Source organism: Vibrio sp. 1401, assembly GCF_033340295.1.
The window spans coordinates 1-517 of sequence record NZ_JAWOWF010000834.1 but is presented as its reverse complement, the minus strand read 5'-3'; the positions used below and the strand labels follow the sequence as shown (position 1 = coordinate 517).

Sequence of the window (517 nt, the reverse complement as noted above, 5' to 3'; positions counted from 1 at the left end):
GCTTTGTAATCTCGCGATTCACTCTCAGAAATATCCAACGCAATAGAATGATATTGAGAGTAATTAGTTAGCGTCAACTCAGCTTTCGCATTGTCTAACGTGGCAAGCTCTTCGCTCACGGTATCAGCAAATGCGTAAGTGCGAGTGCCTAGCGTTTTACCAAAATCCAAACTAATCGTCTTAAATGGCGTAAATTCCACAGTTTGAAGCTTCGTCGTAAGACCTGGATGATCCGCTTTATTAATGGTGCCGTTAACCAATACGGTTTTAGTTGTATAGTTACGTGCAGTTAACGTCACTTCCACTTGGTAGTCGCCAGCATGCAGCACTTTCAAACGACCAGAATCTGAAGATAACAACTCAACCACCGGCTCAGCTTGGTTAATCAGACGATAGCTTGCTTTGGCTTCTCCCCCACTCATCACAGGTGTGATAACCGCACCAGCAGAAAAGTCCTGAGTTGGATAAGTAATAGAAACCGGGTTGCTACCTTGTTTAAGCGTTACAGCAAAGCTAC

The 517-nt window shown here is 44.1% G+C and carries 1 pseudogene; it reads right to left on the bottom strand.

Annotated elements, in window-relative coordinates:
* Positions 1–517, bottom strand: a pseudogene (locus tag R7Z77_RS28435) (cadherin repeat domain-containing protein); the annotation flags it as partial.